25 protein-coding genes and 1 tRNA gene are annotated in these 24,415 nt (G+C 37.7%); 13 read left to right on the top strand and 13 right to left on the bottom strand.

Annotation, left to right across the window (positions count from 1 at the left end; translation table 11 throughout):
* Both F3G70_RS05605 and F3G70_RS05600 read right to left on the bottom strand, forming a co-directional pair.
* The coding region (locus F3G70_RS05605; RefSeq protein WP_149731723.1) for a transposase at positions 1-1,158 on the bottom strand (1,158 nt) is incomplete at its 3' end.
* Positions 1,159-1,430: 272 nt separating this feature from the next.
* On the bottom strand, positions 1,431-1,961 hold the full coding sequence (locus tag F3G70_RS05600; protein WP_149731722.1) for a hypothetical protein: 531 nt from the start codon (positions 1,959-1,961) through the stop codon (positions 1,431-1,433).
* A gap of 253 nt (positions 1,962-2,214) precedes the next feature.
* On the opposite strand from F3G70_RS05600, the gene F3G70_RS05595 reads away from it, so the two are divergent.
* On the top strand, positions 2,215-2,826 hold the full coding sequence (locus F3G70_RS05595; protein WP_149731721.1) for a TetR/AcrR family transcriptional regulator: 612 nt from the start codon (positions 2,215-2,217) through the stop codon (positions 2,824-2,826).
* Between the two features lie 31 nt (positions 2,827-2,857).
* A complete protein-coding gene (locus F3G70_RS05590) occupies positions 2,858-3,463 on the top strand; it encodes a TetR/AcrR family transcriptional regulator (RefSeq protein WP_149731720.1) in 606 nt (201 codons plus the stop codon).
* Between the two features lie 70 nt (positions 3,464-3,533).
* On the opposite strand, the gene truD is transcribed toward F3G70_RS05590, so the two are convergent.
* The 6 genes from truD to cfbD form a co-directional block, all read right to left on the bottom strand.
* Entirely contained in the window at positions 3,534-4,790 is a 1,257-nt protein-coding gene (gene truD / locus F3G70_RS05585) for a tRNA pseudouridine(13) synthase TruD (protein ID WP_149731719.1), read from the bottom strand.
* A 19-nt stretch (positions 4,791-4,809) separates the two neighbouring features.
* Positions 4,810-4,883, bottom strand: a tRNA-Arg gene (locus F3G70_RS05580).
* A 240-nt stretch (positions 4,884-5,123) separates the two neighbouring features.
* On the bottom strand, positions 5,124-5,561 hold the full coding sequence (locus tag F3G70_RS05575) for a hypothetical protein (protein ID WP_149731718.1): 438 nt from the start codon (positions 5,559-5,561) through the stop codon (positions 5,124-5,126).
* Positions 5,562-5,612: 51 nt separating this feature from the next.
* Positions 5,613-6,977, bottom strand: coding sequence for an AIR synthase-related protein (locus F3G70_RS05570; RefSeq protein WP_149731717.1), 1,365 nt, complete (start codon positions 6,975-6,977; stop codon positions 5,613-5,615).
* 6 nt (positions 6,978-6,983) lie between these two features.
* The gene (gene hisH / locus F3G70_RS05565; RefSeq protein ID WP_149731716.1) at positions 6,984-7,580 is read right to left on the bottom strand and encodes an imidazole glycerol phosphate synthase subunit HisH; all 597 of its coding nucleotides are present in this window, start codon (positions 7,578-7,580) and stop codon (positions 6,984-6,986) included.
* A 2-nt stretch (positions 7,581-7,582) separates the two neighbouring features.
* Entirely contained in the window at positions 7,583-8,653 is a 1,071-nt protein-coding gene (gene cfbD / locus F3G70_RS05560; RefSeq protein ID WP_149731715.1) for a Ni-sirohydrochlorin a,c-diamide reductive cyclase catalytic subunit, read from the bottom strand.
* 87 nt (positions 8,654-8,740) lie between these two features.
* Between cfbD and F3G70_RS05555 the strand changes: the two genes are divergently transcribed.
* From F3G70_RS05555 to F3G70_RS05530, 6 genes are all read left to right on the top strand, one after another.
* Positions 8,741-9,139, top strand: a complete 399-nt coding sequence (locus F3G70_RS05555; RefSeq protein WP_149731714.1) for a C-GCAxxG-C-C family protein — start codon at positions 8,741-8,743, stop codon at positions 9,137-9,139.
* Positions 9,140-9,148: 9 nt separating this feature from the next.
* On the top strand, positions 9,149-9,739 hold the full coding sequence (locus tag F3G70_RS05550; protein WP_149731713.1) for a TetR/AcrR family transcriptional regulator: 591 nt from the start codon (positions 9,149-9,151) through the stop codon (positions 9,737-9,739).
* A gap of 153 nt (positions 9,740-9,892) precedes the next feature.
* Positions 9,893-10,378 (top strand): hypothetical protein, encoded by a 486-nt coding sequence (locus tag F3G70_RS05545; protein WP_149731712.1) that lies wholly within the window; start codon positions 9,893-9,895, stop codon positions 10,376-10,378.
* A 468-nt stretch (positions 10,379-10,846) separates the two neighbouring features.
* Positions 10,847-11,260 (top strand): helix-turn-helix domain-containing protein, encoded by a 414-nt coding sequence (locus tag F3G70_RS05540; protein ID WP_223166018.1) that lies wholly within the window; start codon positions 10,847-10,849, stop codon positions 11,258-11,260.
* Positions 11,253-11,981, top strand: coding sequence for an ImmA/IrrE family metallo-endopeptidase (locus tag F3G70_RS05535; protein ID WP_223166017.1), 729 nt, complete (start codon positions 11,253-11,255; stop codon positions 11,979-11,981). The genes F3G70_RS05540 and F3G70_RS05535 overlap by 8 nt, the downstream gene beginning before the upstream one ends.
* Positions 11,974-12,474 carry a hypothetical protein gene (locus F3G70_RS05530; protein WP_149731711.1) on the top strand — a complete coding sequence of 167 codons (501 nt, stop codon included), beginning with the start codon at positions 11,974-11,976 and terminating at the stop codon, positions 12,472-12,474. The genes F3G70_RS05535 and F3G70_RS05530 overlap by 8 nt, the downstream gene beginning before the upstream one ends.
* A 479-nt stretch (positions 12,475-12,953) precedes the next feature.
* On the opposite strand, the gene F3G70_RS05525 is transcribed toward F3G70_RS05530, so the two are convergent.
* Genes F3G70_RS05525 through F3G70_RS05510 form a run of 4 tightly spaced genes read right to left on the bottom strand, consistent with a single transcriptional unit; the run spans position 12,954 to position 16,063 of the window.
* Positions 12,954-13,949, bottom strand: a complete 996-nt coding sequence (locus tag F3G70_RS05525; protein WP_149731710.1) for an SLC13 family permease — start codon at positions 13,947-13,949, stop codon at positions 12,954-12,956.
* 8 nt (positions 13,950-13,957) lie between these two features.
* Positions 13,958-14,272 carry a TIGR04076 family protein gene (locus F3G70_RS05520; RefSeq protein WP_149731709.1) on the bottom strand — a complete coding sequence of 105 codons (315 nt, stop codon included), beginning with the start codon at positions 14,270-14,272 and terminating at the stop codon, positions 13,958-13,960.
* 1 nt (position 14,273) lies between these two features.
* Positions 14,274-14,843, bottom strand: coding sequence for a DUF6434 domain-containing protein (locus F3G70_RS05515; RefSeq protein ID WP_149731708.1), 570 nt, complete (start codon positions 14,841-14,843; stop codon positions 14,274-14,276).
* A 29-nt stretch (positions 14,844-14,872) separates the two neighbouring features.
* Positions 14,873-16,063, bottom strand: a complete 1,191-nt coding sequence (locus F3G70_RS05510; protein WP_149731707.1) for a redox-regulated ATPase YchF — start codon at positions 16,061-16,063, stop codon at positions 14,873-14,875.
* Between the two features lie 76 nt (positions 16,064-16,139).
* On the opposite strand from F3G70_RS05510, the gene F3G70_RS05505 reads away from it, so the two are divergent.
* The 5 genes from F3G70_RS05505 (at position 16,140) to F3G70_RS05485 (ending at position 23,140) form a co-directional block, all read left to right on the top strand.
* On the top strand, positions 16,140-17,000 hold the full coding sequence (locus F3G70_RS05505) for a metallophosphoesterase (RefSeq protein WP_149731706.1): 861 nt from the start codon (positions 16,140-16,142) through the stop codon (positions 16,998-17,000).
* Between the two features lie 4 nt (positions 17,001-17,004).
* Positions 17,005-19,110 carry a phage holin family protein gene (locus F3G70_RS05500; protein ID WP_149731705.1) on the top strand — a complete coding sequence of 702 codons (2,106 nt, stop codon included), beginning with the start codon at positions 17,005-17,007 and terminating at the stop codon, positions 19,108-19,110.
* A 57-nt stretch (positions 19,111-19,167) separates the two neighbouring features.
* A complete protein-coding gene (locus F3G70_RS05495; RefSeq protein ID WP_149731704.1) occupies positions 19,168-19,821 on the top strand; it encodes a cobalt-precorrin-7 (C(5))-methyltransferase in 654 nt (217 codons plus the stop codon).
* Positions 19,822-19,935: 114 nt separating this feature from the next.
* Positions 19,936-22,938, top strand: a complete 3,003-nt coding sequence (locus F3G70_RS05490) for an Ig-like domain-containing protein (protein WP_149731703.1) — start codon at positions 19,936-19,938, stop codon at positions 22,936-22,938.
* 4 nt (positions 22,939-22,942) lie between these two features.
* Positions 22,943-23,140: a hypothetical protein gene (locus F3G70_RS05485; RefSeq protein WP_149731702.1), complete on the top strand. Its 198-nt coding sequence runs from the start codon at positions 22,943-22,945 to the stop codon at positions 23,138-23,140.
* A gap of 54 nt (positions 23,141-23,194) precedes the next feature.
* Here the strand turns inward: F3G70_RS05485 and F3G70_RS05480 are convergent, their stop codons facing one another.
* Positions 23,195-24,202, bottom strand: coding sequence for a TRC40/GET3/ArsA family transport-energizing ATPase (locus F3G70_RS05480; RefSeq protein WP_149731701.1), 1,008 nt, complete (start codon positions 24,200-24,202; stop codon positions 23,195-23,197).
* Positions 24,203-24,415: the final 213 nt, after the last annotated feature.

Here is a 24,415-nt window from a genome sequence, read left to right as displayed (position 1 = left end):
TGAACAGCATTTGTTTCGTGATTTGCAGTTTTTACAAGCTTCGTAGTTATTGTAAAGTCTTTTTATTTTGTCGGGTTTTTCAGGATCTTTGTGTGGTTCATTGTATTGTCCGAAAAAGTGTAAATATTGTCCTTCTGGGCATTTAAATGCATCTAACTCGTAATCATAATCGAAATTGTCCTTGTGGTATTTATTTGGATTTAATTTTCCTATTTTTTCTTTTGTTTGTTTTCTAGTTGGTATTAATCCGTCAATTTTTTTATCTGCCAAATAAGATAAACTTATTTGGTTTAAGTATATTGTATCTGCACTTATATATTTGGGGGTTGTTTTTATGTTTTTTATTGCTCTTTCTGCGATTGGTGGTAGTTCGTAATGGTCTGTGGGGTTTTGTGTGACGTTTATTGCACAGATTAGTTTGGTGTCGTAATCGACTGCAGATTGGATATTGTAGGCAATCATGAAGTTTCCTTTCTTTCCTTTCATGAATCTTGCTTCTATGTCGTTTACTGGTATTTTATCTTGTCCTGTGAATGTAAATTGTGTTTCAATGTCATATAATAGTTCTATTTTATCTTCAACATCAATGTCTTTGTTTTCCAATATTTTTTTAGCAGGTTTATGTAATTTATCAAGCTTTTCTGGACTAATTGGCAGTCCGTTGAAGTAATCGAGTAATATTTGTGTTTCTTTTTTGCTGATGACATTGTTGTTGGAATTGTATGCTTTTTTAATAGTTCCGTCGATTGCAACGTGATTGAAGTTAGTTAATTCTAAATCTGAAGCTTTTTTTAATGTCATTTGGACTAATGCTTCAAAGTAATGTCCGTATTCTCTTCTGTACCTTTGGACTGAGCGTTCTGATGGTTGTACGTCATCAGAAACAAATCTATAAACCTCATGGTACCTTGCCATGTCTGCAATGTACTTGGCACTTTCTACATGTTCTATTTTAGCATAAACAAGCAATTTTAACATAGAATCTATAGGTAAGGACTCTCGTCCTTTCTTATTTTTAGGTTCTTCGATGTTTAACATCGGATAAACCTCTTTAATAAAACCAACAACAAAACGAGAGATATGATCTTTCGGAATGTTGCTACCTAATGTCACAATGCCCAATTTAGTTTGATTCTCATCAATTTTTCTTTGAACCACAAAATACAACTCCAAATTAACTAATACTTAATATTAAGTATGTAAAACAAAGTATATAAACTTTATCATTATTAAATTACTTAGAATTTAATTTAGAAAATTAAATATTAAAATAATTAAAAGTTAGAAGTGTTAATATGGATACGCCTAAATCACAGTAGATTTAGAGTGAATTGATGAAAAGTGAGAAAAAATAAGTCAAAAATTTTTCGGCAAAAAAATCAAAAAATTAGATTTGGCGGACACCCTCATAATCCCACTCATGTTATCATCTATAAATTAAACCTTTCAAAAATAATTCCTCCAAATACATAGGCTATTTCAAACATTAAAAAGCAAACGAATGTCCAAATATCAAACACGCCACAAACAGCAAGTAAAAATACCGCAATCTTCATCACAAAACGATACTCAAAAAACAAATTTAAGAATCTGTCTTGGGTAAACTTACTTATCAATTCATGACCCACCTCATCTGATACTATGGCCAAAATACAAATCAATAAAACAACCATGCTTAAATCAGGAATGCCGCCAATCAACAGTATAACTGCAAAAGTTATCAATGAAATTATATGATGAATGCCGTCAACCTTTAGAACCAGGAAGTTACCAATCAGAATAGATATGAAAATATATGCTGCTTCAACACTGTAGATTGAAGCCAATCCTGATGCTATACCGCACATAATACCTAAAATACTTGCAATGGTCAAATCATTATTAACATCAAACAAATCATCCGAATATTTCATGAAAAATCCGGATAGAAAAAATAATATCGCCAATATAATGTAACTCATTTAATCATCACTTAACCTATGCTTTAAGAACAATATCAAACATGAATAAGTTGATTAAACATGCTTAATATTTCCTTAAAAAATGTTTTCTTTTTGTTGTATTATAAAGTTTATGTTGCTTAATGAATAAAAAGAATATATTCAGTTGAAATCTTCCAATATAACAGAACATTCGTTCTTTAAATTAAATTTTCAACATAACAGAACGTTCGTTCTCCATATCATTTAATAATAATGAAATATAAAATAATGAATGTTGGACACTAAGGAGTTAATTTTAGAAAAGACTTTAAAATTAATGATTGAAAAGCAAAACTCCCTTGTTTCAGTTAGGGAAATAAGTGATGCAACCGGAATTGCTACCGGCGGAATATACTATTATTTTTCAAACAAAAAACAGATATACGATGAGATTACTGAAAGATACGCTATAAATTATATCAAATTCAATATAGACGAACTCGCCCAGATAAAGGGAAATGCAAAAGAGAAAATCCACGATGTCATGGTTGAAATCTTTAAGCAAAAGCAAAGCGGAATCAATATTGAAACTATTGAAGATGAGATAGACTACAGAATCATATTGATAGTTTTGAGCCCAAACATATATAGCTATGAAAATTCCATGGAGTTTTACCGAGGTGTCCTAAAAGAATTAAAAGACTTTTTTGCAGAAATTGTTGAGGAAGGTCAGAAAAACAGAGAAATCCGGCAAGATTTATCAACCGAAGACATTGTAGAGTCATTAATTATCATGTACACCGGAATTCAATATAAGTGGGAAGAATATCTGATTGATGATATGATTACCTCCTTTGAAGATAATTTCGATTTGGAATGGGAAAAGATCAAATTCAGAGAATGATTAATAACTATGAAAAACATGATGTGGTCAGATGAACACTAAAGACTTAATTCTTGAAAAAACACTGAAATTAATATTGGATAAAGGCACAATTGATATTTCAATCAGTGAAATCCGAAATTCCACAGAATTGACAACCGGAGGCATATATTATCATTTTTCAGATAAATCCGACATATTTGAAGCAATTATGCAAAAGTATATGGTGGATTATATTAAAATCGATTTTGATAAAATCATCCTTGAAGGCTCTTCAAGAAAGAAAATCCATGACGCATTGTTTTATATTTTACATCACTTCATAAACGGTGTGGAAATTGAAAGCATCAATGAAAAAATCAATTATAGAAGCGTAATGTATCTTTTAACCGCAACAGGCTATGCCGAAGATGAGGTTTACAGTATAATTTCACAAACAGGAAAAGATATTAGAACATTTTTAACAGACCTTGTCGAAGACGGCAAAAGGCAAAATGAAATCAGACAAGACTTCCCAACTAAAAACATTGTTGAATCACTGTTTACACTGTATATGGGAATTCAAAGTTTTTGGTTAACTTTCGAAAATTATGATGCCGAATTGATTTTAGAGAAAAACTTTAACATAACCTGGCAAGCCATAGAATGCCAAAATTAGAAATGATTTGATAAAAGCCTAAATACTCCGTTCTCCCAGATTAAGCATTTACCAATTTAAGATAGTTAAATTAAACAACATCCTTTTTCATTACTTCACGCAGAACGGCCGTTGCATAAGAGCCCTTATTTATTGAAAATTCTGCCAGAACGCCTTCGTCACAGGCTTTTGCTGAAGTGTCCCAAACCTGGAAACGCAGTGATCTTCTAAGACCGTGGCTTCCCAAACGTGGCATTTTAGGAACTTCAAAATCGCTTTTTTCAAGATTATAACTTTCAAGAACGCTCTTTTCCATTTCACCGACTTCGCCGCCTGCAAAAGGCACCTTGGTACCATACAACGGAACGGTCGGATTGGCTTCGAAGTTATCAATCAGTTCCTGATATTCTTCGGGAGTCTTATCACGGATGATTCTCTCTTCGGGATCGATTATGATGTCTCCCTCGACGTATTTATTGATTCCCATGTCGACTCTGCGGCTTACGACATCATTAAAGAGATATGACTGATATGCGTGGACAAACATCCTCTGCAGGGGCTTTGGAAGTGCGTGCAATGCATTCATATAAGCCTTATCTGTCAGTTCGCCCTTTTTTGAATCCTTTATAAGCTGGCGAACCATCATCTTTTCATAGCGCATTCCCTTGCCCATCAATTCAAGAGACTTTTCCAAATCGCCGTCATCGTATGCCTGTCTGGCCATCTGGTTTTCCTCACTTTCGCTTTCTGAAGGGTTTCCGACATATCTTCTGACGGCCTCTTTCAAATCGTTGTGTATTAATGCCTCGCCTACAAGATGAGTGTTTGTTCTTGGCTTTCCGAATCGCTGCCAGCCGTAGTAATTGGGAACTCCTGTGATTTCAAGCTCTTTTAACACTTCATTAGCAACATCAGCGCTCTTTTCAATGTCATCCAAGTCACGGATAAGGATTCTGAACTTGTTTCCCTTAAGCTGACCCATCCTGAGCTTTTTGCGCCCACGAGTAATTTTTAAAAAATCTGTTTTATAAATATCCAGGTTTTCAACCTGCCTGAACTGCTCCTCGGAGTCCATATTGGCTATGCATATCCACTGGCGCGTAAGGGCCTTTTTGTCCTTCATTCCAGCAAAGCCCGTTCTTTTCCTGTCAATGTGCAGGTCACGGGCGATGTCCAAAACGACATCAAGGGTTGTCCTTCCCACCTTTTCAATCCAGATCCAAACGTTTGGACCCTCTCCGGTCGGAAGCATTTCCGGAATCTCTTCAACATAGAAATCCTCATAGCGGTTTCTGATTGACCCGCCAATTCCCTTTTGACTCGTAACGTAAGTATTAGCATTCAACATAGTATCACAAAAACAAAAATGCCCCGACCGGGATTTGAACCCGGGGAATGGGATCCGCAATCCCATGTGTTATCCAAACTACACCATCGGGGCAAAACAAAATAAGACAATCATATTAATATAAGTTATTCCTAGTATTTAACATTTATTTAAAAATGGGAAAATTTTATTAGATATTAAGAAAATAAAAATAAATGTACATTTGACTTGTGGGGAATCACCACCACAACCCAGTTCCCTGCAGGAAATGTACATTATTGGTATGTAAAGGCTGGTATTCACCACCCAACACGAAAATGCTGGTCTATTACATACATCAAAAAAAATCTGATTTTACCATGTTTCCAGAGTATAGGAGTAGCCGTCAAAATTGCGCGTTGCAACCGATACGTTTTGCGCCTGTGAATAATCACCGCCGGCAGCCAGAACGGTAGAATCCAACTGATTCGATTCAATGAAGCGGTAATTTGTCAGGTGAAACTCATCAAACTTTTCCTCACAGAGCGCTGAAACCCTGCGGATTGAATCCTTAGAATTTTTATTTTCCCTTAAAATGGAGGATATTTCATCTAAAAAAGTTTCATCATCAAAATCCACTTTTCCACTTAATATTTCCATAACGTCCTGGCTTGTCTTGGAGTCATGCGAAACACCGGAATATATTGGATTTGGAATCGAAACCAGCGTGTTCAGCATCATCATTGCAACAAAAAGAATGCTTAATGCAATTATGGCGTCTGCAATATATAAGTTTCCGCTTTGATCTTTCATGAAAAAGCATTAGCTTTTGAAATATTTAAAAAATGTGGAAGTGTGAAAATATTAATTTTCATTTATATACTTTATAACCTTATCCTTCTTGGCTATCGCATCTTCGCAGGCTTTCTGAACCTTTTCCTGCATGAGCTCAAAGTCTTCCGGAGTCGTGTCTCCCACAAGCTTTTTGATTTTTGTGTATGCTGCTTCCCTGAAGAGCGGAACGAGCATTTCTTCGCTTCCGTCTTCCTTAATGAGGATTGGTTTGCCGCTGTCTGTGACCTGACCGATTTCTGAGATGTCAACGCCTGATGCTGAAACCGTCTTTTTAACGTCTTCGGCAATGTCTGGAGGAACTACAAGCATTAATGAGTCTGTTGAAACTCCAAGCGGGTCGATATTCAAGGTTTCAAGCATGTTTAAAACGTTCGGTGCCACCATGTTTCTGATGTCCTTTTCATAGAACTCCAAACCGACGCCTGTGGTGTTGGATATTTCATGGGCGTCTCCCCTGAGGCCTCCGTTGGTTACGTCAGTCATTGCATGAATGTCCTTAACCAGATCGGCTTCAAAGAGTGACTGTGATGCCTGAACAAAGTTAACGTTCATGGTATCCCATACGACATCGAAAAATCCGTTGTAAATTGCGGTCGTGGTGATTGTTCCTCCGCCTGAGCCTTCAGTGAGAAGGATTACGTCGCCTTTTGTAGCTCCCTTACGTGCTGTAGGAGGATAATCTGAGACTCCGACGCTTCCGACTGCTGAAACGAACCTGTCTCCCAAAACCATGTCTCCGCCGACTCTTAAGGTACTTCCGGCAACGATTGGAACGTTTACAAGCTCGGATACTGCCGCAACACCAGCAGTAAAGTCGAAAATCTTTCCGACGTCCCCGTCATCAGCAAGGTGAACGTCACTTAAAATGGCTACCGGATCCGCTCCCATAACGCAAACATCCCTTAAGGTTGCTCTAGTTACGTGAAAACCACCTAAAAATGGATATTCGCTTAGTCTGGAATGGATTCCGTCAACGGCAGTTGTAATGTAAACGTCATCGTTTTTGGCTTTTGAGCGCACAACTCCACCGTCATCCTGTTCTGACGGATTAACCAGGGATGCTGTGTTGGTTGACGCCACGATATCGGCTATCCTTCTGTGGACGAAAAAGTCGCCTGCTCCCCTTGAGCCGACACCCATTTCTCCCATACCGACACCGGATTTGGTGATTTCGGTGATTTCCTTTAGGAATTCATCATCACTTTCCTTCAATTTCAAAGTGGTTGAAACCTCATCGATTACGGCTTGGGCCATCATGATTGAGTTTTCATCGGAAATATCCTTGTATTCCCTGATTCTTTCAGCCAAAAGGACTGATAAATCATCATATGTATAATCGTCAATTCTTGCTCTTACAAAACCTTCAATATCCATAAAAAACTACTCCTTAATACTAGTGAAATTCTTTAAAATCCTTAAGCCCGCCTTTCCACTCTTTTCCGGGTGGAACTGCGTTGAAAACAAATTATTCTGAGACAGTGATGCTGCCACGTCAATGCCGTAGTCGCATGTTCCAGCGATAATGTCCGAATCATCAGGTATGACGTGATATGAATGCACGAAATAGAAATACTCCTTGTCAATCCCCTCCAAAATCGCAGAATCTTTAACCACGTTCAGCTGATTCCATCCCATATGGGGAACCTTAACTCCTTTAGGAAGAAATTCACAGCGTCCCTTAAACAAGTCAAGACCCCTGATATTAGGGCTTTCCTCGCTTTCGCTCATTAATACCTGCTGACCCAAACAGACTCCTAAAAATGGCTTGTCGTCTGCAATGTGCTCTTCGATTACGTCTCTGAAAAGCTCGAGATTTTCCATTGCTGAGCCGAAAGCACCGACACCGGGCAGGACCAGATGCGTAGCGTCAGATATTACTTCCACATCGTCAGTTATCTGAAAATCCTCCCCGATTTTCTTAAATCCGTTTGAAATGCTTTTTAAATTACCGCTTTTATAATCAATAATCGTTATCATATTTATTCCATCCATTCAATGGCTGACCTTATCATCATTCCGAAGTCCGAATCGACAATCTCATCGGTTCCCAGGGTCTTTGAGTGGGCATCAAGTTCGGCTACGACATGAGTATAGCCCAGTTCGCGCAAAGGCTCGACCAGACGAGGCCCGTCGGTAACGGCCACTGATTCCACATCCATCTTTTCAATTGGAAACGCGTGGGGAACGCCAAATACGACAATCATGTCCAAATCCTTATCTTTTAAAAACTCATAAGCCTTATCTGCAGTTATCGGATACTCATCAAGCCCGCCGGTGATGAAATCGATTTCCATAGGCAGTTCCTTTTTGATGTTGGCCGCATGCCCTCTAATCCTTTCAAGTCCAATGTTTTCATCAAGATTGGCTACGATAATCGGCTTGTTTTGAGGATTTATCTGAGCATAGTCAAAGTTGAAGATATCCGCAAAGAGATAGGAGGTTTCCTTTTTGGCGTTTAAAACGAATGCAACATTTTTGCCGTCATGCAATGCATTTACAATCTCTTTGGCAACAGCTTCTTTTGAATCTCCGAAGTTTGGCTTTATGTACCTTCCCTGAGCCATTCCTCTTGTCTTTTCGATTTCAGTTGCCTTTTCAAGCATTTCTATTTGCCTGTCCGCTTCGCTTCTTGGGATAACGCCCGCTTCGACTGCGGCGTCTAAAACCATGATTGCGCCGACTGTATTGTCACCCTCACCCGAACCTCCATGGGATTCCACAGGTATTACCGTGCACGGCAAATCCGCATTGGCTATGGCTTCCTTTAAATCCTCGCCAATAATCATGCTTGCACAGGTACCAACAACTCCCATCAGAGTCGGTTCGAACATTTCATAAGCCTTAATTAAAGTCTCTTCCAGTTTGTCTCCAGCACCTAAAATAAAATCGTTTTCTGCCATTGCAGTGGTCAGCACACGTACGCCGTCACCTTCCAAAAGCCTGCCTGTTCTAAAACAGCAGCCGTTCGGACCGTGCATGACTATAACGTCAACGTTCATGTCCCTCAAGGTATAAAGGGAAGCTGCAATTGGACTTGGTCTCGGATGCATAATTTCACCTAATCTAAATTTAATTATAAATAACTATATTATAATCATAATTAATATAATCTATTATATAGAAAAGGGAGTAGTTTTATGAAACTTGATACTAAAATATTAGAAGAAAAGATTAGGGAGTACAGAGAATTCAAAAGCTGTTCCGAATCCACATTAATGGCATTGTGTGAAACCGCCAAATATCCGATGAGCAAATCAGACATGTGCAAGCTTGCATGCGGATTTGCAGGAGGAATGGGAGGAACCTTCGACGAAGGAACCTGCGGAGCGCTTACCGGAGCGTTAATGGCAAACGGACTGTTGATTGATGATGAAGTAAAAATCAAAGCAAACGCCAAAATACTCTTTGAAACCTTTAAAGATGAATATGGAAGCGTCTGCTGCGGCGTAATATCAAAAAACGGAGACGACAAGTCCCCATGCGTTGACTGCTGCGTGTTTATCGCCGATAAACTGGCCGAATTACTGGACGAGTAAGTGATTGACATGAAGATAGAAGCGGGAAGTACCGATGAAAAAATCGTTGACGCAACATTTAGGATTCTTCAAAAGGAAGGTGTCGAAAAGACCACAACCAAGAAAATAGCTGCTGAAGCCGGCGTCAATGAAGTGACCATTTTCAGAAACTTCAAAAACAAGAAAAATCTGATAAGTGTCGTAAAGGATTATTATCTCAACATATTCATCGAAATGTTAGAAAACATCTTTGATTTCGATGAGGATGAAGAAATGGACGATTACCTTAAGAACAACTTTATAGAACGGATAAATCTTCCGGAAGAAAAGTTCAGCATAGTGAAAATAGCTATGGAAGAAGTTCGCGAAATTCCCGACAAAAAGCTTTTAATTTCAACAATCACCGATGCAATCCTCAACAAGTTGGAGGAATTCTTCACAATGCAAAGGGAAAAGGGCAACATCAAGGATATCGATCCAAGAACAATAGCAATCACGTGTTTTTCCATAACATTCCAATCAGTTGTTTTATGGAAAACTTACAATAATACCCTTGACTTTGAAACCGAAAAGTATGGTGATGAGTTCTTAAACATATTGTATAATGGAATAAAGCCTTAAATGTTATTTTTTCACGATTTAAGGGTGCAAGTAAGCACTTGCACTCGAAAAACTTTATATAAGAATCTTTTAATATAATTAATTGGACACTAAGGTTAATTAAAAGAAAATAATTAACCTTTCCCCCCAAAAAAATATAATGAAGGTGAAAAAATGAACTATAAAGGAATAGCTTTTTTAATAGTGGCATCTTTTCTTCTCTTTGGATGCGCATACGCTTCAAACGGAACAGATAACTTTAAAGTGCAAGCACCATATAACCATGAATTTGACGCAAGCTACTACTCCCTATACTTCGGACAAAATCAGGACTGCGGAGTAGCTATTTTTAAAAACGTGGATGACGACGCATACCCTGACCATGACAATGACAAATACGATCATCTCGTTCACGACGACGGAAGAGAGTACATTACGATTGATGACGACATGAAAATTGCCAAAAACCCTGACAACACGGCAAATTTCACGGATTACGATCATGCCCAACACGGTGCAGTTGAAGTGGTACAGGTTAACAACGAACAGTTCATTGTAGTCTTCTGGGCAAAAGACTCAAGCAACATTACCACAGCCGATTTGGTGGCACAGTTAACTCAGTTCAATCAGGATAACGGATTGCAGGCAATCGCATTCTAATTATCATTACTTTCTTATTTTTTATCAACAATCAATTGTCTTTTAAATTTTGTTATATGAAGCATTGTTTATTTTATTTTGATTTAATTGGATTCTGATCGTATTTAACGTTACTGTTTTTTAATTTAATTTATTGATATGCAACAAATGCTAAAAATCTAATAACCATGACTTAAACTAACACAACAGAGATACTCCTTACAATGTTTTTGATTACCGCACAACAACTATCAAAAATAATTTTGTCATAACCATATAATAGCAATTAAATATTGTTAATTTTCAATTTGACTAATAATTATATATTAATCTAAATTAAATTAGAATTTATTTTAATTATAATAAAATAAGAGTCTAAAAATCAATATTTAATCTTTTTAATTGATTTTAAAAATTATTATTTTTTAATTTTTTCATTTTGTCATAATAAATACAAATATTTATATAATAATTAGGACATAATATATTATGCCTAATATTATACTAAATAACGGCGTTGAAACTTTTAGAATAAAAATATTTTATATGAGGATTAGGCAAGGTGATAAAATGGTGTTAATGTATGAACGGTTAAAACAACTAAGGGAGGAAAATAATTATAGTCAAGAACAAGTTGCAAATTATTTAGAAATTGATCAAAGCTATATTTCTAAAATAGAAAAAGGAAAAAGAAATTTAAATGAAATTTCTTTTAATAAACTTTGTTTATTATATAATTGTTCATCAGATTATCTTTTAGGAAAATCTAATGCCCATGAACCTCCAAAATTAGCATTTAGGTCTGATGAAAGTGTTGATTTATTTGCTATTGCAAAAATGAATCAAGTAATTGGTTATTTAAAATATTTAAGAAAAATTGAGAGGAAAATTGAAAATGATTAATTCAGATATAACTTTTAAAGCAGAAATGCTAAGAAAATCTTGGGACATTAATAATTCAAGTCCCTTGAATATTTTACAAAGTGCCATTGGAAACATTGATAATCTAACAATATTATGGTTTCCAATGCTTGATGAGTTAAGTGGATGTTGCAGCAAAACAGAAGATGATAATATTATTTGCATTAACTCCAAACATTCAAAAGGGAGACAAAACTTCACTCTTGCTCATGAGTTATATCATTTATTATATGAAGATACAAAAGACTCATTTGTTTGCAATATTAACTCATCCGACGAAAGTGAAAAAAATGCAAATAAATTTGCAGAATGCCTTTTAATTCCAAATATGGGATTATATGAATATATTAAACAAAATGAAATTAGTGAATGGAGTTTAAATGATATTATCAAATGTGAACAATATTTTCAAATCAGCCACACTGCAATGTTATGTAAACTCCGACGAGAATCTTTGATTTCATATGATGATTATTTAAGATATAAAACCGGAGTTAAATTAGCTGCATTGAATTTAGGATATGATTTAAGTTTATATGAGCCTACTAATGAAAATTATGCATTAGGAAGGATAATCCCATTATCTGGCATGGCCTATGATAATAATATGATTACCGGAGGCAAATATGACGAAATATTACTAAACATTTTTAGGGGTGATATGGTTTATAACACCCTTAAGGAGGATGATGATATTGTTTGAAACAGATGTATTTTATGATTCAGATTGTTTAATATGTTTTTTAGCTGTAAAAGAATGTGGAATTTTGCAGAAATTATTTTCTAAGATAATAGTTCCATTAGTAGTAGCACATGAAATTTTAAATTATGCTACTCCTCAATATATTAAGGATAACTTCAATAAGTTGGTTAATTTAGGATTTGTTCAAGTGCGTGGAATGGAAGTTGATTCTGATGAACATGACCGTTTCATTAATATTAAAAAAAATTATGAATTCATGGGTGATGGCGAAGCCGCAGTTATTGCTTTAACTCAAGAAAATGGTGGAGTTATTGCAAGCAATAATCTCAGTGATATTAAAGATTATGTTAAGGATTATGATTTGAATTTGATTACAACTGCATTCATACTGGCAATTGCTTATGAAAAGCAAATTAAAACAAAAGATGAGTTAGATAAAATTTGGACAAAAATGATAAATAATGGTCGGAAAGATCATTGCCTCATAATATAAGTTCATTTACACAGTATTATAATGAATTGTATCTTGATGATATGTTATTTATGGGTTTAAATTAGAATTACAGTCTTTTAATAGGTCATTACTAAAATAGCCGACAATAGTAATGACTTATAAAAAAGACAGAACAAATTATGTAGTAAACAATAATAAGTTAAATTATAATATTCATTTAAAAATATTTAAACATAACCTTTTTGAAGCACTGTAAGTTAAGCATAAATTATAAAAATTTATCTTAATCGTGGAAAATATATCCCAACATCTCCAAGATTGGGAATGAATTACACAATAAGATAAATTGATTATGTATTAGTGCAATTCATAAAGAATTAATGAATTGTTGTAATTTCTTTCCTTAATAGAATACTGAGCCATATGTCTTGAAAGAAAATCTACCTGTTATTAATATAATGTAGAGAAATCACTTTAACTTATTCAACAATTGAGCAATCACTTCGACTTATCCGACTTTAAACCAAAACATTAACACCCAAAAGAATCACCAGCAATATAACATTTAAAACAGTGAATATCACCAGATATCTTATTTTAAACTCATCGTATTCACGTACAAGAATCTTATAGGAAATAAGATTTGCCATGGATGCAATTAGCGTACCGAATCCTCCGATGTTAATTCCGATGATAATTGCTTCGTAATTAGTGCTGAAGCCGCTTAAAAGCATTGCCGCAGGAACGTTGGAAATGACTTGAGAGGCGAGTATTCCCCAGATTACCTCATTTCCTGAAATCCATTTTGTAAAGAGCGAATTGAAAAACGGAATGCTTTCCAGGTTTCCGATAAGGATAAAAAGCGCGATGAAAGTCAAAAGCAGGTAATAGTCAACACCCATAAATACCCGTTTTAGGAAATTGTCCTTATTTATTTCTATTCTTTTCATTTCAGGAAGGACAATACGGTCTTTCGGTATAAAAAGCAATATTGCTGAGATAAATATCACTGATACGATAATGTAAGGCAGCAATAATAGGAAAAATGACTGGAAAGGAATCTTTGAAACCGTATACATTACTATATTGTGGGGAGCGCCGATTGGAAGCACCATACATCCCACATTGGCGGCAATGGTCTGCAGCGATACGGTAATGATAGTCAAATCGGTCCTCTCGACCTTTTTTAAGGCCAATATGGAAAAGGGTACGAAAATGATTAATGAAACATCATTGGTTATGAATATTGAGCTTAAAAAACATGTGAAAACAAGAACCAGGACAAGTCCTCGAGTATTTCCTATTTTAGTCAATAGCTTTCGAACCATTATCTCAAAAACGGCAAGGTTTTTAAGGATTTCAACGATGACCATTATCACAAGAAGGAGTATGATTGTGTCCCAATTAATGTAGTCAATGCTCGGCCTTGCAAAAAAGCAGGACATGACAGCCAATATTAATGATATGGAAAATACTATCTCTTTTTTGAAAAAGTTGCGGGTTTTATCAATCATATTATCCGTTAATCAGCATCCTCGTCCATCGTTTCAAGAAGAAAGCTGACCGGACGAAAGCCGTCATTGCAGGATATCATTGCGGACTTTTTGTTTTTCATCCAGCCGTCATAGAAGTCTTCAGCGCCGTTGGCCAAAGCAAGAACGAAAGCAGAGAGGCTTTCCCATGCGCTGTCGCAGAAACCTTCAGGTTTTTGCCATCCGTTTGCTATGAAAACGTCTCCAAGCTCGACGTCACACTCATGCTCCAAAGGATTTTCGTACTCTTCAATCAAATCGTCATATCTTGCCTTTTTCATTACAGTAATCCTGACTTTTTTCATATTAATCACCTTTTAAAACAGTTAAATCGCTTTTTTCATATCTGTTATGGCCTTTAAGGCCTTTTTTATATTTCCAGCATTTTATTGCGTCATCCAATGATTTATCATCATTATCCTCAAAGAAATCCCTGATATATTGATTATATTGGAACTGCTTATCAATACTCGTTTTCTCATTTGAATTGATGATTTCCCAGTAAGCTTCAATCGCATCGCGATATGTCCTGTCGGGGTTTGACTTCAGCCATTTCTGAAACTTTACCTTGAACTTGAAGCTTTCACCGATTTCTCTTTCAAAGAATTCCCTTTTATCTTCGCTGCATCTGAAGTTTTCACCCAATCTTGAATCCAGAGTAATTTCAGACAAGTTAACAGGTGATTTTGCCTTAACCGATTCAGTTAATTCCTCGCCGGTTTCAAGATAATGAACAATTCTCTTTTCCAAATCCCCCTTGCTTCCGCTTACCTTAAGGCCTTCGCTTCGACAGAAATCCTTCAGTTCCTCCTTTAAAAAATAGTACTGCCCGAATTCTTCAGGGCCTAATTCTTTCGTTAATGAAGGTCTTGGCATAAAAATCAAAAAAAAGAAATGATGAAGTATTATTGGCGTGTAACAATACTTATAATGTCTCCATCCTTCAGTTCATAATCGCTGGCTATTCTCATGTTGCTTCTTGCGTCGACAGCGTGCATGAACTTGTCGCCGATATCGGTGTGAACAAGATAAGCCAATTGGCGAGGATTTGAACCTTTCTTGACTAAAATACCGTCAGGCAGGACGTTGCCCTTCTGGTCAGTGTATTTGTGTTCATCCTGTACCGGATAAACGACAATGTTTTCAAGAAGCTCGAAAATGCCGTAGTTTAGGGCATCCTGAATGCCTGTGCTTCCATACTTATCAAGAATGTTGGTTTTGATGTAGTCAAGAGCCTTGAGCTGATTTTCAGACAGTTCGTCTTCCCTTAAGATGTCAAAATGATCGTCACCAGGAAGATAGCTGATTAGACCGGCTTCGTTTGCCCTTACCAGAGCGATTTCGGATTCGGCTGAAGCAGGAATAACGTTTGGATACTTTTCCTTAATCCTTTTAATGTTTTCTTCAGAAGTCGGCAAATCGGCCTTGTTGGCTACTATCATCATCGGCTTGGCTATTTTCAGGACATTTCTGGTCAGCTCAATAAGATCTTCCTCTTCCCACTTGTTGTAGTCAGGTTCGATATTTCTTTTGGCTTCTATAATATCCTCGATTGTAATTCCGGTACCTGACAGCTGGTCAAACAGTACTTTTGAAATGTCAAGATGCTCGGCTCCGACCTTGCGGACAAGCCTGACCCAGTTTCTTGAAAGGATTCCATACATCCACATCACGATTTCCTCTTCAAGAAATTCGATGTCTTCGAGCGGGTCATGGCTTCCCATTTCAACCGGCTGGCCTTCAATATCCGTTGATCCGGAAGCGTCAATAACATGAATAAAAACTTTAGCTTGCATTAAATCGTCTAAAAACTTATTTCCTAATCCTTTTCCTTCGTGTGCTCCAGGAACTAATCCTGCAACATCTATCAATTCAATAGGAAGCAATCTTTTTCCATCAATGCAGATTGAATTTCTCGGATTGCAGGTAACACCCAATTCTTTACACGGGCAATCCTTAATAACATGAGCAACTGCATTATTGGCGTCAATCGTCGTGAACGGATAATTCGCCATTTCTACAGTTGAAGAAGTCGCTGAATTGAAAAAAGATGATTTTCCTACATTTGGTTTTCCTGTAACTGCAATTTGAAGCATAATAATCACATTAACTATATGCTCTTTAAAACATAAATAGTTTAATGAACCATATTTAAAAAATAAGGTGAAAATATTGGAAAGTGAAAAACCACAGGGAATGAGAATCCGGCAGGGATTCCAGACATTCATGACACAGGCAAGGGGAGACACTACATTTAAGGAAAAATTATTCGATTTGATTAATGTAGATGTCAAACTCGACAAGATAACTCCCACATTCCATAATTACAAAATAATTAACTTGACTGACATACACATAGGCCAATGGGTCAGCCCGGATTATCTGGACGGCATTGTGGACTATGTCAACAGCTTGAATCCGGATATTATCACTTTAACTGGAGATTATGTTTCATATATTCTGGAAGGCTATGAGGATGCCCTTCTGGACTCCTTTAAAAAACTTGAAGCAAAAGACGGAAAGGTTGCAGTCCTGGGAAATCATGACCACTGGAACGACGCTTCAAAAATCCGTGAAATCCTTAAGGAATCAGACATCATTGATTTGAGCAATGACGTATACACTGTCGAGAAAAATGGAGAGTTACTTAACTTTTCAGGCGTTGACAGCTGTACGGTAGGCATGGATGACATTGACAAGGTTCTTGAAAAACTGCCTGAAGAGGGAATCAGCATATTGCTTGCCCACGAACCGGACTTTGCGGAAACTTCATCAAAGACCGGAAAGTTCGACCTTCAGATTTCAGGCCATTCACATGGAGGCCAGCTGGTAATACCCCTCGTCAAGACAACTCCTTTCAGATTCTCCTATTCCATAAGATATCCTGTAGGAGCATATAAGGTCAGAGACATGATTCAGTATACAAGCAAAGGACTTGGTACGAACTCATTTTGGCTTAGAATTAATTGTAAGCCTGAAATTACATTGTTTACTCTTAAAACTAAGCAAAGAAGAGAAATAAGAATAGAATAGAAAAATGAACATCACTAATGCCATAAAATCGATTATAATATTATTGCTGCTTGTAATAGCGAACGTTTCAGTAGTGATAGCTACATCCTACATCTGCGGGAATTTCACTCTGGGACCGTGGTATAATGCCGTCATCATAACAGTTGGAGTCGGAATCGCAAACATGATAATCTGGCCAATCGTTCCGAGATATCTGACGAAATTCGTGACCTTTACCTTTGGATTCGGAGCACTCATTGTCAATTCAATAATTTTCTACGGCGTTACCTACTTCATTCCTGGCGTTAGCGTTGGGGCATATGAGGCCTTTGTGGTTCCTCTGACAATGGCAATCGCAACAACATTCGTTTCAAACATTGCAAACATCGATTACTTTGATTCATATACAAAGACAATCGCAAACTATGTCAAAAATGACGAAACGGAATACAATATAAGATATCCTGGTCTGATAATCCTTGAAATAGACGGCCTTTCAATAGACATCCTGAAGGAAGCCATTGACCGGGAACTGATGCCGACGCTCAAGAAATGGATTGAAAATGGCACCCACACAATAATGGAATGGGAAACCGACCTTTCATCCCAGACCGGCGCAAGCCAGGCGGGAATACTTCACGGAAACAACAAAAACATCGTTGCCTACAGGTGGGTTGAAAAGGAAAGCGACAACGAAATCCTGATTTCAGGCAAGCTGGCTCACGCTCCGATAATCGAAAAGAGAATATCCGACGGCAATGGGCTTTTATGCGACAACGGAATCAGCATAACCAACATGTTTTCAGGAGACAGTCCTCATACCGTCATAACCTCATCAAAATTCGAAATCTATACGAAAATCTTTGACAAATCATTGGACGTGGCATTTCTTGAAGCATATTCATTCCAGAGAGTGATTGTACTTTTCATTTGGGAGATTTTTGTTGAAATAAAGTGCCAGATAATGCGCAGGATAAGAAATGTCAAACCGAGGCTTAGGATAAACGTCGTATATGCAACAATCAGGGCGGGAGCCAACGTGTTTTTAAGGGAAATAGCTACTGAGACACTGATTGGAAATATCGTGAAAGGAGAAATCAACAGTGCCTATGCAAGCTACGTTGGCTATGACGAGGTTGCGCACCATTCAGGCGTGAAGGACAGCGATGTGTGGAACGTGTTAAAGAAAATCGATTTGCAGTTCAAAAGGATTGAAAAAGCCGAAAAAACAAGCAAAAGACCATATAAATTTGTCGTCCTCTCCGACCACGGCCAGAGTAACGGAGCGACATTCAAGCAGAGATACGGATTGACTCTGGGAGATTACGTGAGAAGGCTTCTTCCAGACGACATGATGGTGTACAATGAATCCAAATACATTTCAGATCACTTCAGGGATGCATTCATTCCCGAAAACAAGCAGATCGGAACATTAATCGATAAGGTGGATGATATTAAACATACTGACTTCTTTTCATCACAGATTGACAGCGTGAAAGAGAAAAGACCCGATTTCATCAACATTGAGCGCCTGGAGGAATACAGGGAAAAGTACCCTGACAGCCTGGAATACATTAAAAAGCATGAAAGCAAGGAGGAAACCACCAAAAAAGCAAAGGATTCCGAACTGATAGTTCTGGGTTCCGGAAACCTAGGGCTGATTTATCTGACCCAGTGGAAAAGAAGATTGAGCTATGAGGAAATGGTTACCCTATTTCCCGACCTGATACCTGGCCTTGTAAGGCATCCGGGAATCGGATTCATTTTAGTCAAGTCATACACCAACGGACCTATGGCAATAGGCCCCAACGGCATATATTACTTGAGAACCAACAAGATTATCGGCGAAAATCCTTTAAAAGACTTTGGTGAAAACGCCGCAATGCATTTAAAAAGGCATGACACATTCAATAACATGCCGGACATTCTTGTAAACAGCTTTTATGATGCCGAAAGCGATGAGGTCTGCGCATTCGAGGAACTGATAGGAAGCCACGGAGGCCTTGGCGGAAGCCAGACAAGACCGTTCATTATGTATCCTTCAGAATGGCAAGACCCCGGCGAATTAATCGGTGCAAAATCAATTTACGATTTTTTAAAAAGGGAGATGGATGAGCTGAAGAATGCTTAACATTTATTTAATCAAAGGATAAACTAATAAACAATAGTTAAAAAATTGATGATTAGCATGGAAGGAAAAATATTTATCGTTGGAATCGGACCCGGAGCAGAGGAATACCTGACTTTAAAGGCTGTAGAAACAGTTAAAGACAGCGACTATACCGTTGGAAGTACAAGAGCAATTGATCTCTTTGCAGACGTTAAAAATACCATCGCCTTTAACGTTAAAGACTTAGTTGACAAGCTTGAGGAAGGTGTTGACCTGGCGGTTTCAGGAAACAGCGTTTCCATATTGTCTACAGGAGACCCTGGCTTTTCAGGCGTTTTAAATAGCGTCTTGAGGATTTCAACCGAAAAGGGATTTCCACATGAAAACATTGAAGTCATACCGGGAATAAGTTCCCTTCAGCTTGCCGCCGCAAGAAATCATATCCAGTGGGACAGCGCAAACGTAATGACTTTTCATGGCCGGGAAAACATTGAGGACATTCTGGAAGTCATCGATAACGGAAAAATCACCATTGCGCTTCCTTCAAGAAAAGTCAAGGATATGGCACAGTTCTTGCTTGACAACGGCGTTAGTGAAGACCGCCCCGTTACGGTTTGCGAGAGACTTTCATATCCGGACGAAAGAATTGTCGCCACCACTTTAAAAAATATTGCCTCCAGCGAATTTACCTATATGTGTATTATGATAATAGGTCCTAAGAATTGTCCTTAAAAATACATTTTTATAAAGTTTTTCTATTTGAATTTTTAATTAAAAAGTTTATAACTTTAAAATCATAGTTTCAGTGTTAATTTGTTTGAAAAAATTAACGAAAAGGTTGATACTATGATTAAAAAAACAGGAATATTGATTTTCATTTTCTTGACTATTTTTTTAACTGGCTCAGTTTCGGCCAGCGAGCTGGAAAATGAAACAATGATGGAAAAAAGCATTACACAAGACAGCGTTCACATAGAAACCTCTGATGTGGAAATGTTTTACAAGGACGGCACAAGGTTTACGGCGCAAATTCATGATAAAAAGCCTATCAGCAATGCAACTGTCGTTTTCAGCCTGAACGGAGTTGACTATAAACGGCAAAGCAACGAATATGGCCTCTCATCAATAGCCCTAAATCTGAACAGTGGAAAATACAGCATTACGACAACGTCATACAATATTTCGGTAAACAACACGATTGACATTAAAAGCACGATTTATTCATCAGATGTTGTCAAGATTTACAGGAATTCAACCCAATATTACGCCAGATTCATTGACGATACCGGAGATGCATTAAAAAACACTCCCGTTTCATTCAACATCAACGGCGTATATTATACCAGAATGACAAACGAAAACGGAGTGGCCAGGCTCAATCTGAACTTGGAGCAGGGTTCGTATATTTTAACCGCAATCAACCCCAAAACAACGGAAATGATAAGCAATAACATTACCATACTGCCGACGATTACCAACAACAGAGATCTGGTTAAGTACTATAGAAACGACTCCAGATACAGCGTTACCGTGCTTGAAAAGAACGGTGAAAGGGTGGGATCCGGCCATGAGGTGGAATTCAACATTAATGGCGTGCTATATTACCGGCAGACTGACGTCAGCGGAACGGCAAGCCTTAACATTAACCTGAATCCCGGCGAATACATCATTACCGCCCATTATGATGGCTGCAGGGTTTCAAACAGAATCAGGGTACTGTCCACATTAACGGCAAAAGACGTTGAAATGACATATAAGGACGGCACCAAGTTCAAGGCATATCTTGTTGACGGTAAAGGAAATGCCCTTGAAAACGAAAAGGTCACTTTCAACATCAACGGGGTTTTCTACACGAGAACAACCGACATTAACGGAATGGCAAGCCTTAACATCAATCTCCAGACGGGAAGCTACATTATCACCTCGGAAAACAACGGTCTTATGATATCAAACAAAATCATCATAACGGAAAAAATCAAGGAAAGCATTAAGAATACACCTTTCACCTATGAAATCGGAATACCGAATTACGTGAACGTGACATATCCATATGTTTCAGAAAACAGCGTTTACACGATTGAAAGCGGTATCAACGGCATCATAAGGATGGAAAAGAATCAGCTGATCAATATCCAGATAGGATACAAATATTATACCTTTTCAACAGGCTACATGCCGGAATACAGCGCAACATATCTGGGCTCTGAATACTACCTGCTGCCGTTTGACAGCAGCCCGACCCAGCACAGCTACAGATATGAGAATCTAACCGGTAACGGACTGATTCTTCACAGAAGCGCGAACTATACCCATTTCATATACAGAAACAACTGCACAAGCAACGTTGAGCAGTTCGGGGCCTATATCGATAAGGGGCCAGACAAGAGTGAAATCATCACATACATCCAAAACGGAGAATGTGTTGCCAAGGTAAGCTTCCAGACAATGAGCTTTGATGAGCTTGGAGTGAAATACGCCATTTCCAAATATAACGGATGCAGCATTTACGACTTCAACTACAAAAGCTACGACGAACTGACAAAAGGAAACAAGATAAGATTCGCAAATACCGGCGAGGAAGTAAGCTTCGACTACTTTGGAAAGAAAATCACCGGATACATAAGCGAAGAGAATATCGTTACCCGTTTCAGCTCTGCAAACTGCATCGAATTCGAAAAGGAAGAGCTGATAACCTACGGATTGAGCGACAAGTACAAGCGTGACTTCGATGTTATGCAGTCATTTGCCATAATCAACACGAAAATGACTGACGGCATAATCCGGGACTGGATTTCAAGGGAAAGCGAATACAAGTCAAATGCGGGAATACAAAGCCTTTATACGATGTTTTTAACCGATATAAATACCTGCTATCTAAGCGATGCTTTGGCTGACGAGCTGACGAGAGAATATGAAATCAGATGGATGCGAGGAAAAAATACCGTCATTTTAGGTGCCATGAATTGGGAAAACACCTATCAGCACATATTAACGCCAGATATGGGTCGAATAATTATCGCAGACAATGAAAGCGACATCATCAGCTTCCGCTTTGTCAATTCAATTCTATTGTCAAAGATAGAGGAGCGTTCATTAATGCCGATAGCCCAAGACGCTGACGTTGAGATAAGCTCAGTATTTGATGAAATATTCAATTCCATCAGTTCCTATAAGGTAAGCGTTGTGTACTACAACAATACCGCAGTTATAAGTGATGAAAGCGTAAAATCCGTCTTTTTAATCGATTTGACGACGGGACTGGTTACGCCATTGTCAATTAATGACGGCTTTGCCTATAAGGGAGTGACGATATCAAGGGACTGCGGACTGTGCAGCATCGCCAGCACGGAAAAGGGAGTCCTTAAAAACGTCAACAATGGATTAATGCAGATAAACAGCGTATTGGACTATATAAGCGACAATATCCAGCCGCTAACTACGTTAATCTTTAAGGGAGCGTTAATATCAAAAGGATTTATCGGAGTGCTTCTCGGAGGCGGCCTGTCACTGGGATTAGGCCTTGTCGGTACCGCCTCAGGTATTCAGGGAATCGGAGTCTATTTTGCGGAAAATTACATCAGCGACAATGATCTCCACACAGCATACGACCATTTCACATTCACACGACCGGGATATCTGCAGAATACGAAAATTTACAATATTCCAACCGAAGACGGGCGTGTGGACTACATAGAAATTCCGATTAAAAGTGACAATAGCTATGACCGGGAAAATGTAAAATATATAAGTAATGGAAATGTTAGAACATTAACTAAAAAAGAAACATACAATTACTTTACAGAAGAAAGCTGGGATGCCTTCAGCGTTCCCCAGAAATACTGGAGATAACAAGATGTCCTTTTTAGAAGAACTTAAAGAAAATTTCTCAAAAAGACCGATAATTACAAGAATACTGTTTTTCCTACTTGTAATATCATTCATTTATGATATATATACGGGAAAAGCATTCAGCATATTCTTTTCAGCGTTTCTACTGCTGTATGTTGCATCTGAACTTATATATTGGTTTAAAAACAGAGAAAAAGAATAAAAAAAGTTTTTGAAGTTAAAATAATTAATTTTATTTTAACTCATTTTTTTAATTTTAAAGCTGTATGGCCTCTTGAGCCACTTCATCATTATCCTTGTCTTCGTAAAGGATGTGAGCCAAGTTCAAAAGCTTTTCCTGGCCTTTTACTTCATCCTTGAATAAAGGAACTTCAGCTATTTTTTGATTTGGGAACTTTTGACTGATTAATGCCAGACGTTTCTGCTGCAGCTTGTGCCTTGAATGGCAGAAATCACAGTCACAGATATCCGGCATTACCTGATTGACGATTACGCTGTCGACAACCATATCGTTTTTCTCAAGCGCTTCAAGAGCCCTTTCTGATTCGTAAATGGACATCTCCTCAGGAATTACAACCATCTTGAAAGTGGTCCTGTCCGGGTCGGACAATACCTTTTTAGCCTCATCGATTTGTTCTTTTGTTCTTTTCAAATCCTCTGCGGTTTGCGGATTGTCAACGGCATCCATAAACGGCATGATGTTTTTTAAGGAATTTGCAACTGAACCGAGTTTGGCCTTTGCAATCATTGCCTTTCCTACCCAGGAATCCATTACTTCAGGAAATGACAGAAGCCTTAACGTGTGTCCGGTAGGTGCGGTATCGAATACCACAACGTCGAATTCGTTTGAAGTCATTACTGAGAGGAATACCTCGAATGCTGCCACTTCATCAGCTCCAGGAGAGGATGATGCCAAATCCATCTGATCGCTTAGGAAATCAAGTCCTCCAAGGGCATCTGGTGAAGAGGAATTCTTTTGAGCTTCCAAAGCGTTTTGCTTTTCGGCCATAGCTTCATCTGGGTCGATTTCAACAGCAAAGAGATTCGTTTTGATTTCGCGAGGATAATGGCCGATTGGCACTTCAAGGGAATCTGAAAGTGAATGTGCAGGGTCTGTTGATACTACCAACGTTTTCTTGCCCTGTTCAGCCAGCCATAATGCAGTAGCGGAGGATATTGATGTTTTTCCAACACCTCCTTTTCCACCTACGAAAATGAAAGTTGTTTTATCTTTATTGAATTTGAAATAATCTTTAAATGCCAAATAATCACCTCTAGATTAAAATTACTTTTAGTTACTTTATGTTAGTTTATTCTTTTTGATATATAAAGTTTGGCTAAAAAAGGAACTGACCAGATTGCCTTCAAAATCCAAATCTTTTCACCATCGATTTTGCGAAAAAATGTGGTCAATATAATCAATAGCTATCCTTTTTCATTCGATTTAATTAAGCAGAATTTCAATTAATGCCAGGCA

The organism is Methanobrevibacter millerae, assembly GCF_900103415.1.
Taxonomy (GTDB): Archaea; Methanobacteriota; Methanobacteria; order Methanobacteriales; family Methanobacteriaceae; genus Methanocatella; species Methanocatella millerae.
The sequence above is the reverse complement of the archived record's forward strand: the minus strand, read 5'-3'. Positions and strand labels throughout refer to the sequence as shown.

Coding starts and splice junctions, on each gene's coding strand:
- F3G70_RS05600 (WP_149731722.1), bottom strand. CDS start 1,961: ATGAGTTACATTATATTGGCGATATTATTTTTTCTATCCGGATTTTTC.
- F3G70_RS05595 (WP_149731721.1), top strand. CDS start 2,215: ATGTTGGACACTAAGGAGTTAATTTTAGAAAAGACTTTAAAATTAATG.
- F3G70_RS05590 (WP_149731720.1), top strand. CDS start 2,858: ATGAACACTAAAGACTTAATTCTTGAAAAAACACTGAAATTAATATTG.
- truD (WP_149731719.1), bottom strand. CDS start 4,790: ATGTTGAATGCTAATACTTACGTTACGAGTCAAAAGGGAATTGGCGGG.
- F3G70_RS05575 (WP_149731718.1), bottom strand. CDS start 5,561: ATGAAAGATCAAAGCGGAAACTTATATATTGCAGACGCCATAATTGCA.
- F3G70_RS05570 (WP_149731717.1), bottom strand. CDS start 6,977: ATGGATATTGAAGGTTTTGTAAGAGCAAGAATTGACGATTATACATAT.
- hisH (WP_149731716.1), bottom strand. CDS start 7,580: ATGATAACGATTATTGATTATAAAAGCGGTAATTTAAAAAGCATTTCA.
- cfbD (WP_149731715.1), bottom strand. CDS start 8,653: ATGCATCCGAGACCAAGTCCAATTGCAGCTTCCCTTTATACCTTGAGG.
- F3G70_RS05555 (WP_149731714.1), top strand. CDS start 8,741: ATGAAACTTGATACTAAAATATTAGAAGAAAAGATTAGGGAGTACAGA.
- F3G70_RS05550 (WP_149731713.1), top strand. CDS start 9,149: ATGAAGATAGAAGCGGGAAGTACCGATGAAAAAATCGTTGACGCAACA.
- F3G70_RS05545 (WP_149731712.1), top strand. CDS start 9,893: ATGAACTATAAAGGAATAGCTTTTTTAATAGTGGCATCTTTTCTTCTC.
- F3G70_RS05540 (WP_223166018.1), top strand. CDS start 10,847: ATGCCTAATATTATACTAAATAACGGCGTTGAAACTTTTAGAATAAAA.
- F3G70_RS05535 (WP_223166017.1), top strand. CDS start 11,253: ATGATTAATTCAGATATAACTTTTAAAGCAGAAATGCTAAGAAAATCT.
- F3G70_RS05525 (WP_149731710.1), bottom strand. CDS start 13,949: ATGATTGATAAAACCCGCAACTTTTTCAAAAAAGAGATAGTATTTTCC.
- F3G70_RS05520 (WP_149731709.1), bottom strand. CDS start 14,272: ATGAAAAAAGTCAGGATTACTGTAATGAAAAAGGCAAGATATGACGAT.
- F3G70_RS05515 (WP_149731708.1), bottom strand. CDS start 14,843: ATGCCAAGACCTTCATTAACGAAAGAATTAGGCCCTGAAGAATTCGGG.
- F3G70_RS05510 (WP_149731707.1), bottom strand. CDS start 16,063: ATGCTTCAAATTGCAGTTACAGGAAAACCAAATGTAGGAAAATCATCT.
- F3G70_RS05500 (WP_149731705.1), top strand. CDS start 17,005: ATGAACATCACTAATGCCATAAAATCGATTATAATATTATTGCTGCTT.
- F3G70_RS05495 (WP_149731704.1), top strand. CDS start 19,168: ATGGAAGGAAAAATATTTATCGTTGGAATCGGACCCGGAGCAGAGGAA.
- F3G70_RS05490 (WP_149731703.1), top strand. CDS start 19,936: ATGATTAAAAAAACAGGAATATTGATTTTCATTTTCTTGACTATTTTT.
- F3G70_RS05485 (WP_149731702.1), top strand. CDS start 22,943: ATGTCCTTTTTAGAAGAACTTAAAGAAAATTTCTCAAAAAGACCGATA.